The 13,565-nt window shown below is 71.6% G+C and carries 14 protein-coding genes; all 14 read left to right on the top strand.

Features of this window, described 5'->3' with window-relative positions:
- Positions 1 to 2: 2 nt before the first annotated feature.
- The 14 genes from ACFVYX_RS32380 to nusB all read left to right on the top strand — a co-directional run bounded on the left by ACFVYX_RS32380 (position 3) and on the right by nusB (position 13,472).
- A complete protein-coding gene (locus tag ACFVYX_RS32380) occupies positions 3 to 350 on the top strand; it encodes a DUF6167 family protein (protein ID WP_389685053.1) in 348 nt (115 codons plus the stop codon).
- A complete protein-coding gene (alaS, locus tag ACFVYX_RS32375) occupies positions 350 to 3,019 on the top strand; it encodes an alanine--tRNA ligase (protein ID WP_389685052.1) in 2,670 nt (889 codons plus the stop codon). Before ACFVYX_RS32380 ends, alaS begins: the two co-directional genes overlap by 1 nt.
- Positions 3,020 to 3,021: 2 nt before the next feature.
- Positions 3,022 to 3,486: a Holliday junction resolvase RuvX gene (ruvX, locus tag ACFVYX_RS32370; RefSeq protein WP_389685122.1), complete on the top strand. Its 465-nt coding sequence runs from the start codon at positions 3,022 to 3,024 to the stop codon at positions 3,484 to 3,486.
- Positions 3,487 to 3,588: 102 nt separating this feature from the next.
- A complete protein-coding gene (gene mltG / locus ACFVYX_RS32365) occupies positions 3,589 to 5,370 on the top strand; it encodes an endolytic transglycosylase MltG (protein ID WP_389685051.1) in 1,782 nt (593 codons plus the stop codon).
- Positions 5,367 to 6,194 (top strand): shikimate dehydrogenase, encoded by an 828-nt coding sequence (locus ACFVYX_RS32360; protein WP_389685050.1) that lies wholly within the window; start codon positions 5,367 to 5,369, stop codon positions 6,192 to 6,194. Before mltG ends, ACFVYX_RS32360 begins: the two co-directional genes overlap by 4 nt.
- Positions 6,195 to 6,252: 58 nt before the next feature.
- Positions 6,253 to 6,522, top strand: coding sequence for a hypothetical protein (locus tag ACFVYX_RS32355; RefSeq protein WP_389685049.1), 270 nt, complete (start codon positions 6,253 to 6,255; stop codon positions 6,520 to 6,522).
- Between the two features lie 113 nt (positions 6,523 to 6,635).
- Positions 6,636 to 7,820, top strand: coding sequence for a chorismate synthase (gene aroC / locus ACFVYX_RS32350; protein WP_389685048.1), 1,185 nt, complete (start codon positions 6,636 to 6,638; stop codon positions 7,818 to 7,820).
- Positions 7,817 to 8,338 carry a shikimate kinase gene (locus ACFVYX_RS32345; protein ID WP_389685047.1) on the top strand — a complete coding sequence of 174 codons (522 nt, stop codon included), beginning with the start codon at positions 7,817 to 7,819 and terminating at the stop codon, positions 8,336 to 8,338. The genes aroC and ACFVYX_RS32345 overlap by 4 nt, the downstream gene beginning before the upstream one ends.
- Positions 8,335 to 9,432, top strand: a complete 1,098-nt coding sequence (gene aroB, locus ACFVYX_RS32340) for a 3-dehydroquinate synthase (protein ID WP_389685046.1) — start codon at positions 8,335 to 8,337, stop codon at positions 9,430 to 9,432. Before ACFVYX_RS32345 ends, aroB begins: the two co-directional genes overlap by 4 nt.
- The gene (gene aroQ / locus ACFVYX_RS32335; protein WP_389685045.1) at positions 9,429 to 9,875 is read left to right on the top strand and encodes a type II 3-dehydroquinate dehydratase; all 447 of its coding nucleotides are present in this window, start codon (positions 9,429 to 9,431) and stop codon (positions 9,873 to 9,875) included. Before aroB ends, aroQ begins: the two co-directional genes overlap by 4 nt.
- Before the next feature lie 429 nt (positions 9,876 to 10,304).
- The gene (locus tag ACFVYX_RS32330) at positions 10,305 to 11,234 is read left to right on the top strand and encodes an AAA family ATPase (RefSeq protein ID WP_389685044.1); all 930 of its coding nucleotides are present in this window, start codon (positions 10,305 to 10,307) and stop codon (positions 11,232 to 11,234) included.
- Between the two features lie 69 nt (positions 11,235 to 11,303).
- The gene (locus tag ACFVYX_RS32325; RefSeq protein ID WP_389685043.1) at positions 11,304 to 12,416 is read left to right on the top strand and encodes an aminopeptidase P family protein; all 1,113 of its coding nucleotides are present in this window, start codon (positions 11,304 to 11,306) and stop codon (positions 12,414 to 12,416) included.
- Between the two features lie 49 nt (positions 12,417 to 12,465).
- The gene (gene efp, locus ACFVYX_RS32320) at positions 12,466 to 13,032 is read left to right on the top strand and encodes an elongation factor P (RefSeq protein ID WP_073818654.1); all 567 of its coding nucleotides are present in this window, start codon (positions 12,466 to 12,468) and stop codon (positions 13,030 to 13,032) included.
- Between the two features lie 2 nt (positions 13,033 to 13,034).
- A complete protein-coding gene (gene nusB / locus ACFVYX_RS32315) occupies positions 13,035 to 13,472 on the top strand; it encodes a transcription antitermination factor NusB (protein WP_030204495.1) in 438 nt (145 codons plus the stop codon).
- The last annotated feature ends 93 nt before the right edge of the window (positions 13,473 to 13,565 follow it).

Here is a 13,565-nt window from a genome sequence, read left to right as displayed (position 1 = left end):
CGATGTTCCGCCGCACGTTCTGGTTCACGGCCGGCGCAGCCGCCGGCGTGTGGGCCACCACCAAGGTCAACCGGAAGCTCAAGCAGCTGACCCCCGAGAGCCTCGCGGCCCAGGCGGCGGACAAGGCGATCGAGGCCGGCCACCGCCTCAAGGACTTCGCCCTCGACGTGAGGGCGGGCATGGTCCAGCGGGAGGCCGAACTGGGCGAGGCGCTCGGCCTGGACGCCGCCGACGGCCAGGACCGTGAGCTTCCGCCGCCCCGCCGCAGGGCCGCGCTCGATCCCTCCGCGCGCCCGACCACGACGTATTCAATCCCCACGATCTCGTACAACCGGAATGAGGACCACTGATGGAGTCGGCTGAAATCCGCCGCCGCTGGCTGAGCTTCTTCGAGGAGCGCGGGCACACCGTCGTCCCTTCGGCGTCGCTCATCGCGGACGACCCGACTCTGCTGCTCGTCCCCGCCGGCATGGTGCCCTTCAAGCCCTACTTCCTGGGCGAGGTCAAGCCGCCCTTCTCACGCGCCTCCAGCGTGCAGAAGTGCGTGCGTACGCCGGACATCGAAGAGGTCGGCAAGACGACCCGCCACGGCACGTTCTTCCAGATGTGCGGCAACTTCTCCTTCGGCGACTACTTCAAGGAAGGCGCCATCAAGCTCGCCTGGGAGCTGCTGACCACATCGGTGGCGCACGGCGGCTACGGGCTCGACCCGGAGAAGCTCTGGATCACCGTCTACCAGGAGGACGACGAGGCCGAGCAGATCTGGCGCGATGTCGTCGGTGTCCCCGCCGAGCGCATCCAGCGCCTCGGCAAGAAGGACAATTACTGGTCGATGGGCGTCCCCGGCCCCTGCGGCCCGTGCTCCGAGATCAACTACGACCGGGGCCCCGACTTCGGCGTCGAGGGCGGCCCGGCCGTCAACGACGAGCGGTACGTGGAGATCTGGAACCTGGTCTTCATGCAGTACGAGCGCGGTGAGGGCTCCGACAAGGAGGACTTCCCGATCCTCGGCGAGCTGCCGTCGAAGAACATCGACACGGGCCTCGGTCTTGAGCGCCTGGCGATGATCCTCCAGGGCGTCCAGAACATGTACGAGACGGACACCCTCAAGGTCGTCATCGACAAGGCCACCGAGCTCACCGGCGTCGACTACGGCACGTCCCACGAGAGCGACGTCTCGCTCCGCGTGGTCGCCGACCACATGCGGACCTCCGTGATGCTCATCGGCGACGGCGTCACCCCCGGCAACGAGGGCCGTGGCTACGTCCTGCGCCGCATCATGCGCCGCGCCGTCCGCAACATGCGTCTGCTCGGCGCCACCGGTCCGGTCGTCCAGGAGCTCGTGGACACCGTGATCGACACGATGGGCGAGCAGTACCCGGAGCTCGTCACCGACCGCAAGCGCATCGAGACCGTCGCCCTCGCCGAAGAGGCCGCCTTCCTCAAGGCCCTCAAGGGCGGCACCAACATCCTCGACACCGCCGTCACCGAGACCAAGGCCGCCGGCGGCACGGTCCTCTCCGGCGACAAGGCGTTCCTGCTCCACGACACCTGGGGCTTCCCGATCGACCTCACCCTGGAGATGGCCTCCGAGCAGGGCCTCTCCGTGGACGAGGACGGCTTCCGCCGTCTGATGAAGGAGCAGCGGGAGCGCGCCAAGGCCGACGCCAAGGCCAAGAAGACCGGCCACGCCGACATGACGGCGTACCGGGAGATCGCCGACGGCAACGGCGCCACCGAGTTCACCGGCTACACCAACACCGAGGGCGAGACCACGGTCGTCGGTCTCCTCGTCAACGGTGTCCCCTCGCCGGCCGCCTCCGAGGGCGACGAGGTCGAGGTCGTCCTCGACCGCACCCCCTTCTACGCCGAGGGCGGCGGCCAGATCGCCGACCAGGGCCGGATCAAGCTGCACAGCGGCGCCGTCATCGAGATCCGTGACGTCCAGCAGCCGGTCCCCGGCGTCTCCGTCCACAAGGGCTCCGTGCAGGTCGGCGAGGTGACCGTGGGCGCCACCGCCTACGCCGCCATCGACGTGCGCCGCCGCCGGGCCATCGCCCGCGCCCACTCGGCCACCCACCTCACCCACCAGGCGCTGCGCGACGCCCTCGGCCCGACGGCCGCCCAGGCCGGTTCCGAGAACCAGCCCGGCCGCTTCCGCTTCGACTTCGGTTCGCCGAACGCCGTCCCCGGCGCCGTCCTCACCGACGTCGAGCAGAAGATCAACGAGGTCCTCTCGCGCGAGCTGGAGGTCCACGCTGAGGTCATGCCGATCGACGAGGCCAAGCGCCAGGGCGCCATCGCCGAGTTCGGCGAGAAGTACGGCGAGAAGGTGCGCGTCGTCACCATCGGCGACTTCTCCAAGGAGCTGTGCGGCGGTACGCACGTCCACAACACCGCCCAGCTGGGCCTGGTGAAGCTGCTCGGTGAGTCCTCCATCGGCTCCGGCGTGCGCCGTATCGAGGCCCTCGTCGGCGTCGACGCGTACAACTTCCTCGCCAGGGAGCACACGGTCGTCGCCCAGCTCCAGGAGCTGGTCAAGGGCCGCCCCGAGGAGCTGCCGGAGAAGATCTCCGCCATGCTCGGCAAGCTGAAGGACGCCGAGAAGGAGATCGAGAAGTTCCGCGCGGAGAAGGTCCTCCAGGCCGCCGCCGGTCTCGTCGACTCCGCCCAGGACATCCGCGGTGTCGCCGTCGTCACCGGCCAGGTCCCGGACGGTACCGGCGCCGACGACCTGCGCAGGCTGGTCCTCGACGTGCGGGCCCGCATCTCGGGCGGCCGCCCGGCCGTCGTCGCCCTGTTCACCACGGCCAACGGCAAGCCGCTGACGGTCATCGCCACCAACGAGGCCGCCCGCGAGCGCGGTCTCAAGGCCGGCGAGCTGGTCCGCGCCGCCGCCAAGACCCTCGGTGGCGGTGGCGGCGGCAAGCCGGACGTCGCCCAGGGCGGCGGTCAGAACCCGGAGGCCATCGGTGAGGCCATCGCCGCCGTCGAGCGCCTCGTGACGGAGACGGCGTGACGATGCGCCGCGGCCGCCGTCTCGCGGTGGACGTCGGGGACGCCCGGATCGGGGTCGCCTCGTGCGACCCCGACGGGGTCCTCGCCACGCCGGTGGAGACCGTGCCGGGACGTGACGTCCGGGCCGCCCACCGGCGGCTTCGCCAGATCGTCGAGGAGTACGAGCCGATCGAGGTCGTCGTGGGCCTGCCCCGCTCGCTCAGCGGGCGGGAGGGCCCGGCCGCGACCAAGGTCCGCGCCTTCGCCGGGGAGTTGGCGCGCGGAATCGCTCCCGTGCCCGTCCGCCTGGTCGACGAGCGCATGACGACCGTGACGGCCACGCAGGGCCTGCGGGCCTCGGGAGTGAAATCGAAGAAGGGGCGGTCCGTCATCGATCAGGCCGCCGCTGTGATCATCCTGCAGAACGCTCTTGAGTCCGAACGGGTATCAGGTAATCCGCCCGGTGAGGGCGTCGAAGTGGTCATCTGATCGCGATACGGTAACGTTCCGCGCGATGCGGCGGTGTTCGAACAGCTGCCGCACTACGTAGAGGCGGATCGTCCGGAAGCCTCGCGGCTGTTTTGGGGATCGATGACTGAGTATGGCCGGAGCCCCGGCTCCGAACCGTGGCACCCCGGGGACCCGCTCTACGGGGACCAGGGGTGGGAGGGCCAGCAGCAGTACCCGCACCCGCAGCAGGCGAGCCAGTACGGGCAGGACGGCCAGGGCTACCAGGACCCGTACGGTCAGGGCGTCCAGGGGTACGAGGGTGACCCGTACCAGCAGCAGCACGCGCAGCAGTACGAGCAGCCTCAGCAGCAGGGGTACGTCGACCCGCAGTACCAGCAGCAGGCGCCCCAGCCTCAGCAGCAGTACCAGCAGGCGTACGAGCAGCAGCAGTACGGGACGGGGTACCCGGGCGGTTACGACGGTTACGACACGCCCGGGAACCTCGGACAGCAGTACGACGGCAGCTGGGAGACCGGCCAGGCGGCGATGGCCTACGGCACGCCCCCCGGCGATCCGTACGGCGGCCAGAACCCCGACCTCTACGGCACTCCCGAGGCGTACCCCCCGCCCCAGCCTCCCGGCCACCGGCAGAACCCGCCGGAGCCGGTGATCGACTGGGCGCCGGAGGAAGAGACACGCCCGGAGCCCGAGGAGGAGAAGCACCCCTTCTTCACCGGCGAGGACGACCGGGACGACGAGTACGACGACGAGCCGGCCGCCGGCCGCGGCTCGCGCGGTGACGACCGCGAACGCCGCAACAAGGCGAAGAAACGCAAAGGCAAGAACGGTGTGGCCTGCCTGGTCGTCGCGCTCGTCCTGGCGGGCGGTGTCGGCGGCGTCGGCTACTTCGGCTACCAGTTCTGGCAGGGCCAGTTCGGCGCGGCCGAGGACTTCGCGGGCACCGGCAGCGGTGAGGTCCAGGTCGAGATCCCGAAGGACGCGGGCGGCTACGAGATCGGCAACATCCTGAAGAAGGCGGGTGTCGTCAAGAGCGTCGACGCCTTCGTCTCGGCGCAGGGGCAGAACCCGAAGGGTCTCTCGATCCAGGCCGGCGTCTACACGCTGAAGAAGGAGATGTCGGCCGAGAGCGCGGTCTCCCTCATGCTCAACCCGGTGAGCCAGGCCAACCTCGTCATCCCCGAGGGCAAGCGGAACGCCTGGGTGTACGACCAGCTCGACAAGCGCCTCGACCTCAAGGCGGGCACCACCAAGGACATCGCGCAGGCGAAGGCGGACTCCCTCGGGCTGCCCGACTGGGCCAAGAACCACGGCAACGTCAAGGATCCGCTGGAAGGATTCCTCTTCCCGGCGAGCTACCCCGTCGCCAAGAACAGCAAGCCCGAGGACGCGCTCCGCAAGATGGTGTCCCGCGCGAACCAGGAGTACGCGAAGCTGGACCTGGAGGGGAAGGCGAAGGGTGTGGGTCTGAGCTCACCCTGGGAGCTGCTGACCGTCGCGAGTCTGGTGCAGGTCGAAGGCAAGTACAAGCACGACTTCGACAAGGTCGCGCGCGTGGTCTACAACCGGCTCAAGCCGAACAACGTGGAGACCGTGGGTCGCCTGGAGTTCGACTCGACGGTGAACTACCTCAGGGGCACGAGCACCCTCGACGTCGGCTCGGTCGAGGAGATGCGCAAGATCAAGGACCCGTACAACACGTACGCGTACGACGTGAAGGGCCTTGTTCCCGGTCCGATCAGCAACCCCGGCATCGAGGCGCTGAACTCGGCGATGAGCCCGGCCGACGGCCCGTGGTACTACTTCGTGTCGATCAACGAGAACAAGACCGTCTTCTCCGTGTCCCTCAAGGAACACAACCAGAACGTCGCGGAGTACGAGAAGGAACGGGAGCAAGGCCAGTGAGCAGGCAGCACCGTGCGGCCGTCCTCGGTTCGCCCATCGCCCACTCGCTCTCCCCGATCCTGCACCGGGCCGCATACGCGGAGCTCGGCCTCGACGGGTGGTCCTACGACCGCTTCGAGGTCGACGAGGCGGCGCTGCCCGGCTTCGTGGCCGAGCTCGACGGGACCTGGGCCGGTCTCTCGCTGACCATGCCGCTCAAGCGGGCGATCATCCCGCTGCTCGACGAGATCAGCGACACGGCCGCCTCCGTGGAGGCCGTCAACACCGTCGTCCTCCGTGAGGACGGGCGGCGGGTCGGCGACAACACCGACATCCCCGGGATGATCGCCGCCCTGCGGGAGCGGGGTGTGGAGAAGGTCGAGTCGGCGGCGATCCTCGGCGCCGGCGCCACCGCCTCCTCCGCGCTCGCCGCGCTCGCCCGGATCTGCGCGGGGCCCGTCACCGCGTACGTACGGAGCGAGGCGCGCGCCGAGGAGATGCGCGGCTGGGGCGAGCGGCTCGGCGTGGACGTCCGTACCGCCGACTGGGACGACGCGGTGGAGGCCTTCGCGTCCCCGCTGGTCATCGCGACCACCCCGGCCGGCACCACCAACGCATTGGCGAGCGCTGTACCCGACGCCGTCGGCACGCTCTTCGACGTCCTGTACGACCCCTGGCCGACGGCGCTGGCCGCGGCCTGGTCCGACGGGGGCGGCAAGGTGGTCGGCGGCCTCGACCTCCTCGTCCACCAGGCCGTCCTCCAGGTCGAACAGATGACAGGCGTCCCGAGGGCGCCGCTGGCGGCGATGCGGGCGGCCGGGGAACGGGCGCTGGCCGCCCGATAGATCGGAACCGTGCCCGAGGGACCGGCACGGGAGCAGGGTGAACACGGGGGCGAGGGACATGGGCGGGGAGACAGAGCTGGCGTCGAAGTGGGACGCGGGCGTCGACGTGGTGCGCTTTCTCTGGGTGGGGTTCTTCAGCAGCCTGCCCGCGTGGGCGCGCTACACGGTGCTCGCCCTCTTCGGCCTGACCGTGGCGTACGGCTTCCTCTCCTGGCTGCGGAACCGCTCGTCCGCCGTCCCGGAGGGCGAGGGGACCGCCCAGGAGGTCGATGAGACCGCCCCGGACGACGACGAGACCGTCCAGGAGAACGGGACGCGCGTCCGATAGCTGGACCGGCGGCCGAGTGAGCGCCCCGGACGTGGGAGGATCGGGGGTGGCGGGCCAGGGCCGCGCACCCGGTCGCGCCGTCGCAGTGCCAGGCGCGAGCATGAGGAGCATCGTTGAGCAGGTTGCGTTGGCTGACCGCTGGGGAATCCCACGGACCCGCGCTGGTCGCGACACTGGAGGGTCTTCCCGCCGGCGTCCCGGTCACCACTGAGCTGGTGGCGGACCACCTCGCGCGGCGGCGTCTCGGCTATGGGCGCGGCGCCCGCATGAAGTTCGAGCAGGACGAGATCACCTTCCTCGGCGGCGTCCGCCACGGACTCTCCCTCGGCTCCCCGATCGCCGTCATGGTCGGCAACACCGAGTGGCCGAAGTGGGAGAAGGTCATGTCGGCCGACCCGGTCGACCCCTCGGAGCTCAAGGAGACGGGCCGCAACGCGCCCCTGACCCGGCCCCGGCCCGGTCACGCCGACCTCGCCGGTATGCAGAAGTACGGCTTCGACGAGGCCCGGCCGATCCTGGAGCGCGCCAGCGCCCGGGAGACCGCGGCCCGGGTCGCCCTCGGCGCCGTCGCCCGCTCCTTCCTCAAGGAGGCCGCGGGCATCGAGATCGTCTCGCACGTCGTCGAGCTGGCCGCCGCCAAGGCGCCGTACGGCGTCTACCCGACCCCCGCCGACGTCGAGAAGCTCGACGCCGACCCGGTCCGCTGCCTCGACGCCGACGCGTCGAAGGCGATGGTCGCCGAGATCGACCAGGCCCACAAGGACGGTGACACCCTCGGCGGCGTCGTCGAGGTCCTCGCGTACGGCGTGCCCGTCGGCCTCGGCTCGCACGTCCACTGGGACCGGCGCCTCGACGCCCGGCTCGCCGCCGCGCTCATGGGCATCCAGGCCATCAAGGGCGTCGAGGTCGGCGACGGCTTCGACCTCGCCCGCGTGCCCGGCTCCCAGGCCCACGACGAGATCGTGAAGACCGACGAGGGCCTCAGGCGCACCTCCGGCCGCTCCGGCGGCACCGAGGGCGGACTGACCACCGGTGAGCTGCTGCGCGTCCGCGCCGCGATGAAGCCCATCGCGACCGTCCCGCGCGCCCTCGCCACCGTCGACGTCGTCACCGGCGAGGCCACCCAGGCCCACCACCAGCGCTCCGACGTGTGTGCCGTTCCCGCCGCCGGCATCGTCGCCGAGGCCATGGTGGCCCTGGTCCTCGCGGACGCCGTGGTCGAGAAGTTCGGCGGCGACAGCGTGCCCGAGACCCGCCGCAACGTGCGGTCGTACCTCGACAACCTGACCATCCGGTGAACGTCGGTCCCCTGGTCGTCCTCGTCGGGCCGATGGGCTCCGGCAAGTCCACGGTGGGCGCGCTCCTTGCCGAACGGCTCGGCGCGCCCTACCGGGACACCGACGCCGACATCGTCGCCGCCGAGGGACGCGAGATCTCCGACATCTTCGTCGAGGACGGCGAGGACCACTTCCGCGCCCTGGAACGGGCCGCCGTCGCCACGGCCGTCGCCGAGCACGAGGGCGTCCTCGCTCTCGGCGGCGGCGCCGTCCTCGACGCCGGAACCCGCGCCCTGCTCGCCGGCCGGCCCGTCGCGTACCTCTCGATGGACGTCGACGAGGCGGTCCGGCGCGTCGGCCTCAACACCGCCCGGCCGCTGCTCGCCGTCAACCCGCGCCGCCAGTGGCGCGAGCTGATGGAGGCACGCCGCCATCTGTACACCGAAGTCGCGCGGGCCGTCGTCACCACCGACGACCGCACCCCCGAAGAGGTCGCGGACGCGGTCCTCGCGGCACTGGATCTGAAGAAGGACGCATGACGACGGACCAGGAAGTCACCCGTATCCAGGTCGCGGGCAGCGCGGGCACGGATCCGTACGAGGTGCTGGTCGGCCGGCAGCTGCTCGGTGAGCTCCCGGCCCTGATCGGCACCCAGGCCACGCGGGTCGCCGTGATCCACCCGGAGGCGCTCGCCGACACGGGCGAGGCGCTCCGCGCCGACCTCGCCGAGCAGGGCTACGAGGCGGTCGCCATCCAGGTGCCGAACGCCGAAGAGGCCAAGACCGTCGAGGTCGCCGCCTACTGCTGGAAGGCGCTCGGCCAGACCGGCTTCACCCGCAGCGACGTGATCGTGGGCGTCGGCGGCGGCGCCACCACCGACCTGGCCGGCTTCGTGGCCGCCACCTGGCTGCGGGGCGTGCGCTGGATCGCCGTACCGACCACCGTGCTCGCCATGGTCGACGCCGCCGTCGGCGGCAAGACGGGCATCAACACCGCCGAGGGCAAGAACCTCGTCGGCGCCTTCCACCCGCCCGCCGGGGTCCTCTGCGACCTGGCGGCGCTCGACTCGCTGCCGGTGCACGACTACGTCAGCGGTCTCGCGGAGATCATCAAGGCCGGCTTCATCGTCGACCCGGTGATCCTCGACCTCATCGAGGAGGACCCGGAGGCCGCCCGTACCCCGGCCGGTCCCCACACCGCCGAACTGCTCGTCCGCTCCATCAAGGTGAAGGCGGAGGTCGTCTCCGGCGACCTCAAGGAGTCCGGCCGCCGCGAGATCCTCAACTACGGCCACACCCTCGCCCACGCCATCGAGAAGAACGAGCGGTACAAGTGGCGCCACGGCGCCGCCGTCTCCGTCGGCATGGTCTTCGCCGCGGAGCTCGGCCGGCTCGCGGGGCGCCTCGACGACGCCACCGCCGACCGGCACCGCGCGATCCTGGAGTCCGTCGGTCTTCCGCTCACCTACCGCGGCGACCAGTGGCCCAAGCTCCTGGAGACCATGCGGGTCGACAAGAAGTCCCGCGGTGACCTGCTGCGCTTCATCGTCCTCGACGGGATCGGCAAGCCGACCGTCCTGGAGGGCCCCGACCCGGCGGTCCTGATCGCGGCCTACGGCGAGGTGTCGGCGTGAGCGAACCGCGTCCGGTTCTGGTGCTCAACGGCCCCAACCTGGGCCGGCTCGGCTCCCGCGAGCCCGACATCTACGGCGCGACCTCCTACAAGGGGCTCGTCGAGTCGTGCAAGGCCCTCGGCGCGGAGCTCGGCTTCGACGTCGAGGTGCGGGAGACGAACGACGAGGGCGAGATGATCCGCTGGCTCCACGAGGCGGCGGACGCCTCGACGCCGGTGGTCATCAACCCCGGGGCGTTCACGCACTACTCGTACGGGATGCGGGACGCGGCCGCTCAGCGGACCGCCCCGCTGATCGAGGTCCACATCTCGAACCCGTACGCCCGGGAGGAGTTCCGGCACACCTCGGTCGTCGCGGCGGTGGCGACCGGGACGGTCGCCGGGTTCGGGATCGGCTCCTACCGGCTGGCGCTCCGGGCGCTCGCCGAGGAACTGAACGACTGACAGGGCACCAGGAGACGTCCCCGGCCGTTCCCCCTGTGGGGGCCGGGGACGGTAACGTTCCGGCGTCACCGCATACATCAGGCGTACGAGACGGAGTGGCACCGGATGCAGCACGCAGTGGGGGGTCCGCTGCCACCGCCCGAGCGATCGGGCCAGGCGCCGGGCGAGGGCCCTGTCCAGGGCCAGGCCCCTGTCCCCGGCCGGCCCGGCCCTGACCTCACTCAGGGCCCCGGCCCGGGCCCGCTGACCGGCCCCGGTCAGGGCCCTGGCGTCGGCCACGTCCCCGGCTCAGGCCATGCTTCCGGTCTCGGCCCTGGCCAGGCTGCTGGCTCAGGCCATGCTGCCGGTCTCGGCCCGGCTTCCGGCCCTGGCCAGGTTCCCGGCTCCGGCCTGCTTCCCGGTCCCGGCCCGGCTGCCGGCCCCGGACAGATGCCCAGTCCTGGCCGGCCCCCCGCCGCCTCCCGCGCCGAAGGCGGTGTCGGCGGCGCACGCCCGCCCCTGCCGCCGCCTCCGCCGGGCTCTCCCCCTCAGGGACCGCCGGCCGGGCCCCGGCTCGGTGTGCACCCGGCCGTGCGGGCCGGGGCCCCCAGGCCTCCGCACCCGGCCCCGTCACCGCCCTCCGCGCCCCCCGCGCAGCCGGGAGCGCCCGGCTGGGGCGCCCCCGGAGCCGTACCGCCGCACTCCGGCGCTTCGCAGTACCCCGCTGGAGGTCCCCACCGCGCGGATCCCACCGGGCATGTGCCGCTGCCGCCCGTGTGCGCCCCGCTCGCGGCCTCCGTGGAGCACGGCGCCGGTACGGGCACGGCGACCCTCGCCGTGCTGCTCATCGGCCCCGCGGGCGCCGGCAAGACGACCGTGGCCCGGCACTGGGCGCAGCGCCGTCGCGTGCCCACCGCGCACATCAGCCTCGACGACGTGCGCGAGTGGGTCTGCTCCGGTTTCGCCGACCCGCAGTCCGGGTGGAACGAGCACTCGGAGGCCCAGTACCGGCTCGCCCGCCGTACCTGTGGCTTCGCCGCGCGCAACTTCCTCGCCAACGGCATCTCCTGCATCGTCGACGACGCGGTCTTCCCCGACCGGCCCGTGGTCGGCCTCGGCGGGTGGAAGCGCCATGTCGGCCCCGGCCTGCTGCCCGTGGTGCTCCTGCCCGGTCTGGAGATCGTCCTGGAGCGCAACGCCGAGCGCAGCGGCAACCGGCGCCTCTCGGACGAGGAGGTCGCCGCCATCCACGGCCGGATGGCCGGCTGGTACGGCTCGGGTCTGCCGATCATCGACAACTCCACGTACGACGTCGAGACCACCGCCCGGGTCCTCGACGACGTCCTGGCCCGCGCGATAGCCAGCCCGCCCACCTGGTGACCCCGTCCGGACCTCCCGGACGGCCGTCCTGAACAGGCCGCTTCGGCGTGCTCCTCGTACGCTCGGAGCATGTCAGAGGTGTATGCGGACCGCCGTGTACGGCTGCGCGACCGGTGCGCCGCCGCGGGCAGCCCGGCGGCCCTGGTCTCCCGCCCCGCCAACGTCCGCTATCTCGCCGGCGGTTCGCCCCCGGGCGCCGTCCTCCTCGTCGGACCGGAGCCGGACGCGGACGTCCTGCTCTGCCCCGTCGCTCCCGGCGCCGATCCGGCCGACGGACGGCTCGACGAACTGCTCCGCCGGCAGGTCCAGCCCGTCGGCGGCGGTGATCCGGCCGTCGCCGCTGTCGACCTGGCCCGCCGGGCGGGCGCCGACGCCCTCGCCGTCGAGGAACACGACCTGACCGTGGCCCGGCACCGGGCCATGGGCTCCGTCGTGCCCGGACTCCGCCTGACCGATCTCGCCTGCGCCGTCGAACAGCTCAGGATCGTCAAGGACGAGGACGAGATCGCCTGCCTGCGGATCGCCGCCGAGATCGCCGACCAGGCGCTCGGGGAGCTCCTGGAGTCGATCCTGGTGGGGCGGACCGAGCGTCATCTCGCCCTGGAGCTGGAGCGGCGGCTCGTCGACCACGGGGCCGACGGGGCCGCCTTCCCCACCACGGTGGCGACCGGCCCGCACTCCGGGCGGCGCGGGCACCGGCCCACCGACCGCCGGGTCGAGGAGGGTGATTTCCTCTCCGTCTGTCTCGGCGCCGACTACCGCGGCTACCGGTGCGAGATCGGCCGGACCTTCGTCATCGGCACGACCCCCGCCGACTGGCAGATCGAGCTGTACGAGCTCGTCTTCGCCGCTCAGCGGGCCGGACGGGAGTCCCTCGTACCCGGCGCCGAGTACCGGGACGTGGACCGGGCGGCCCGCCAGATCCTGGACGCGGCGGGGCACGCGGAGACCGCCGTACCCCTCACCGGGCACGGGGTCGGGCTCGAAATCGACGAGGACCCGCAGCTCTCACCCTCGGCCATGGGTAAACTGGACGCTTGTGTGCCGGTCACCGTCGAACCGGGGGTCCACCTCCCGGGCCGGGGCGGAGTCCGGATCGATGACACGCTCGTCGTACGCCAGGAGGCGGACGGCGGACCCGAGCTACTCACCATCACGACCAAGGAGCTGCTCGCGCTGTAGGGCGCGTACGCCTCCCCGGTCCCACGTCAGTCCAGGAGATTCCGCAACCGTGGCTTCCACGAACGACCTCAAGAACGGCATGGTGCTCAAGCTCGAAGGCGGCCAGCTCTGGTCCGTCGTCGAGTTCCAGCACGTCAAGCCCGGCAAGGGCCCGGCCTTCGTGCGCACCAAGCTCAAGAACGTGCTGTCCGGCAAGGTCGTCGACAAGACCTTCAACGCCGGCGTGAAGGTCGAGACGGCCACCATCGACCGCCGCGACATGCAGTTCTCCTACATGGACGGCGACTACTTCGTCTTCATGGACATGGAGACCTACGACCAGCTGATGGTCGAGCGCAAGGCCGTCGGCGACGCCGCCAACTTCCTGATCGAGGGCTTCACCGCCTCCGTCGCCCAGCACGAGGGCTCGGTGCTCTACGTCGAGCTCCCCGCCGCCGTCGTGCTGACGATCGAGCACACCGACCCGGGCGTCCAGGGCGACCGCTCCACCGGCGGCACCAAGCCCGCCAAGCTGGAGACCGGCCACGAGATCCAGGTCCCGCTCTTCATCACCACCGGTGAGAAGGTCAAGGTCGACACGCGCACCAGCGACTACCTCGGCCGGGTGAACGACTAACCGTGGCCGCTCGGAGCAAGGCCCGCAAGCGCGCCTTCCAGATCCTCTTCGAGGCCGACCAGCGTGGTGCCTCCGTCCAGGAGGTCCTCGCCGACCAGGTCCGGCACGCGCGGTCGGACGACCGCCAGCCGCCGGTGAACGACTTCACCATGCAGCTGGTCGAGGGGTACGCGGCCCACGTGGCGCGGATCGACGAGCTCATCGCGACCTACGCGGTGGACTGGGACCTCGACCGGATGCCCGTCGCCGACCGGAACATCGTGCGCCTCGGCGCGTACGAGCTGATCTGGGAGGACGGGACGCCCGACGCGGTCGCGATCGACGAGGCGGTGCAGCTCGCCAAGGAGTTCTCCACGGACGAGTCCCCGACCTTCGTCAACGGTCTGCTGGCGCGCTTCAAGGACTTGAAGCCGCGTCTGCGCCGGGACACCGACGCCTGAGCCGTCTGCGTCCGCAGACGTCACCGGCGGCCGAAGGGGCCCGCAGCACTCGTGCTGCGGGGCCCTTCGGCGGGCCCGTGGCGCAGCGGGGGC

The sequence above is a fragment of the Streptomyces sp. NPDC058326 genome, assembly GCF_042879855.1.
Lineage (GTDB): Bacteria > Actinomycetota > Actinomycetes > Streptomycetales > Streptomycetaceae > Streptomyces.
The sequence above is the reverse complement of the archived record's forward strand: the minus strand, read 5'-3'. Positions and strand labels throughout refer to the sequence as shown.